This window comes from Brevundimonas sp., assembly GCF_023259385.1.
GTDB lineage: Bacteria > Pseudomonadota > Alphaproteobacteria > Caulobacterales > Caulobacteraceae > Brevundimonas.
In genome coordinates, this window is record NZ_JAHFPF010000330.1 from 1 (window position 1) to 3,066 (window position 3,066).

The window sequence follows — 3,066 nt, forward strand, 5'->3', positions numbered from 1 at the left end:
GGCCCTCGCCGGTCTCCCCGCCCTCGAGTTCGGACGCCGCCTGGGTCAGTCCGCACAGCGCACCACCTCGTCATAAGGCAGGGGCTGTTCGGGCGCGCTTTGCGCACCCGTCAGGGACAGCACGGCCAGGAAGGCCATCGCGAACATCAGATCCTCCACGGCACGCCCGGGCCGTTTTGCCGGAACAGAGAACCACGCGGGAGTGACAGAAGAAAGTCCGTGATTCACCCCAGATGCGCCTGTCCACCGGTGGCTGGAGCCTGATTCACGCTTCAGCCGGAACCGCGACGCGGTCCTCCTCAACGGATCAGGCTCTAGAGCACGACGCCCTCGTCGCGCCGCGCCGCGCGGGGCCGTTTCCGGTCCAGCGTCGCCCAGGCCTCGGCCAGCCGGTCCACCGCCTGCTCCAGATCGGCTTCCGGCAGGGTGAAGGGCAGGCGCACGAAGCGCTGGAAGGCCCCGCCGACGCCGAACCGCGTGCCCGGCGCGATCCGCACGCCCAGCCGCCCCGCCGCCTCGGCCAGGGCTTCGCTGGCGGGGCGGGGCAGCCCCACCCACAGCGACAGGCCTCCGGCCGGCCGATGCGCTTCCCAGTCGGGAGATACAGCCGCCAGCCGGGTCCGCAGATGGGCTTCGCGCGCCGCCAGCTGCCCGCGCCGCTCGGCCAGCGGCGCCCGATCCCCGCTCAGCAGCGTCGCCGCCGCCAGCTGTTCGATGATGGGCACGCCCAGGTCCATGGAGGCCCGGCTACGGACCACCGCCTCGACCACCGTCGGCGCGGCCCGAAGCCAGCCGATCCGCAGGCCGCCCCACCAGCTCTTGCTGGCCGAACCCAGCCGGATCACGTGGTCCCCGAGGTCACGCGGCGGGGGCGGCGGTGCGTCGAAGCCCAGCTCCCGCAGCGTCTCGTCCAGGATCAGGGTCGAACCGGCGCGCCGGGCGGCGGCGGCGATGGCCGCCTCCTGCTCCGCCGTCATGACCCGGCCCGTCGGATTGTGGTGGGTCCCGATCAGATAGATGAGGCGCGGCCTCGCCCGCTCGATCGCCGCGGTCAGGGCGTCGATGTCCCACCCTTCCGCCGGCAGGGCGACCGGCGCGGGCCGCAGCCCGGCCCGGACGATGGCGTCGATCGCGTGATGGAAGGTCGGATGGTCGATCAGCACCGCGTCTCCGGGCCGCGCCAGCGACCGCAGCAGCAGCGCCAGCGCGTTCTGGGCGCCCGCCGTGACCACGATCTGGTCCGCCGTCGTCTGAAGCCCCATCCGCTCATAGTCCCCCGCCACGGCGTCGCGCAGGGACTGGACGCCGACGGGGCCGTAGCCGTGGCCGGGCAGATGGAGGGGCAGGGACGCCAGCGCCTGGGCGTAGGCGGCGTGCAGGTGGGCGCCCGCGGGCATCACCGCCGTGGCCATGTCGATCAGGCCCGAGGCCTCGCGGTGGTGCAACGGGTCGCGACGGCCGGCCGGTCCCGGCGGCAGTGCGGTGAAGCTGCCCGACCCGACCCGGCTGACCACGAAGCCGTCGGCCCGCAGGCGGTCCAGGGCGGCGCTGATCGTGATCCGGCTCAGCCCCAGGGCCTCGGCCAGCCGCCGCTCGCCGGGCAGTTTGGCGTCGAGCGGCAGGCGGCCGTCCAGCACCAGCCGCTTCAGCGCCTCGGCCAGGCTGCGGTAGGCGGCGTCGTCGCCATGCGCGGCGCGCCATTCGTTCAGCTGGCGGGTCAGGGCGACGGGATTGACGATGGGGGCGTTCACAGGGCCACACTCGAACAAGTGGCTCTATAAAACAAGGCCGGTTGGGCTAGGTCTGCGGGATGTTCCTGCGCCGCTTCATCCAGCTTCAGATCGGTCTGTTCGTGTACGGACTGTCGCTCGCCCTCATGGTCCGGGCCGATCTGGGCCTGAATCCGTGGAGCGTGTTCCATCAGGGCCTGTCGGACGTGACGGGCCTGAGCCTGGGCATGATCGTCAACGGCGTCGGCCTTCTGGTGCTGCTGCTGTGGATCCCGCTGCGCCAGAAGCCGGGGATCGGCACCATCTGCAACGTCCTGCTGATCGGGACGGCGGCGGATCTCTGCCTGTGGCTGCTGCCGCCCCTCGAGGGGCTGTGGCTTCGGGCCGCGTGCATGGTCGTCGCGGTGGTGCTGAACGCCGCCGCCACCGGGGCCTATATCGGCGCCGGCCTGGGCCCGGGTCCGCGCGACGGCATCACCACCGGCCTGCTCAAGGTCACGGATTGGCCCATTCGCTGGATCCGCACGGGCGTCGAGGCCACGGTGCTGGGGCTGGGCTGGCTGATGGGCGGCACGGTCGGGGTCGGCACGATCCTGTTCGTGCTGACCACCGGTCCGCTGCTTCAGATCTTCCTGCCGATGTTCACCCGGCCCGAAACCACCCCCGCGAGGGTCAGCCCCGTTCCTTCGTCTTCGTGAAGGCCACTTTCGGGAAGCGTTCGCCGACGTAGCCGGTCTCCCAGCTCGACTTGGCCAGGAAGACCGGATCGCTGTCGATGTCCGTGGCCATCTGGCCGCGGTACTTGCCCATGAAGTCCTCGAGGTCGGCCTTGGCTCCGCCGATCCAGCGCGCCTCGGCGTAGGGGCTCGGTTCGAAGATGACCTCCAGCCCGTATTCCTCGCCCAGACGGTCGGCCATGACCTCGAACTGCAGCTGGCCGACGGCGCCGACGATGAAGTCCGAGCCCAGTTCCGGCCGGAACAGCTGGGTCACGCCTTCCTCGGCCAGGCCCTCCAGCGCCTTCTTCAGGTGCTTGGCCTTCAGCGGATCCTTGACCCGGACCCGTTGCAGGATTTCCGGGGCGAAGTTGGGCAGGCCGGCGAAACGCACCAGGCCGCTCTCCGACAGGCTGTCGCCGACGCGCAGCACGCCGTGGTTCGGGATGCCGATGACGTCGCCGGCATAGGCGTCCTCGGCCAGTTCGCGGTCCGAGGCGAAGAACATGATGGGCGCGTTGACCGACAGCGACTTGCCGGTGTTCTGCACCTTCAGCTTCATGCCGCGCTTGAAGCTGCCCGACGCCATGCGGAACATGGCGATCCGGTCGCGGTGATTG

At 71.0% G+C, this 3,066-nt stretch carries 3 protein-coding genes; 1 reads left to right on the forward strand and 2 read right to left on the reverse strand.

Going from position 1 to position 3,066, the window contains the following annotated elements:
- Positions 1-314: 314 nt before the first annotated feature.
- Positions 315-1,751 (reverse strand): PLP-dependent aminotransferase family protein, encoded by a 1,437-nt coding sequence (locus tag Q0C81_RS17725; RefSeq protein ID WP_291841081.1) that lies wholly within the window; start codon positions 1,749-1,751, stop codon positions 315-317.
- A 59-nt stretch (positions 1,752-1,810) separates the two neighbouring features.
- Here Q0C81_RS17725 and Q0C81_RS17730 point away from each other — a divergent pair, with 59 nt between their 5' ends.
- Positions 1,811-2,428, forward strand: a complete 618-nt coding sequence (locus Q0C81_RS17730; RefSeq protein WP_291841083.1) for a hypothetical protein — start codon at positions 1,811-1,813, stop codon at positions 2,426-2,428.
- On the opposite strand, the gene Q0C81_RS17735 is transcribed toward Q0C81_RS17730, so the two are convergent.
- The coding region (locus Q0C81_RS17735; protein ID WP_291841085.1) for an EF-Tu/IF-2/RF-3 family GTPase at positions 2,403-3,066 on the reverse strand (664 nt) is incomplete at its 5' end. The genes Q0C81_RS17730 and Q0C81_RS17735 overlap by 26 nt on opposite strands.

What these genes read in the sequence shown, in the direction of transcription:
- Q0C81_RS17730 (WP_291841083.1), top strand. Translation starts at nt 1,811, where the DNA reads ATGTTCCTGCGCCGCTTCATCCAGCTTCAGATCGGTCTGTTCGTGTAC.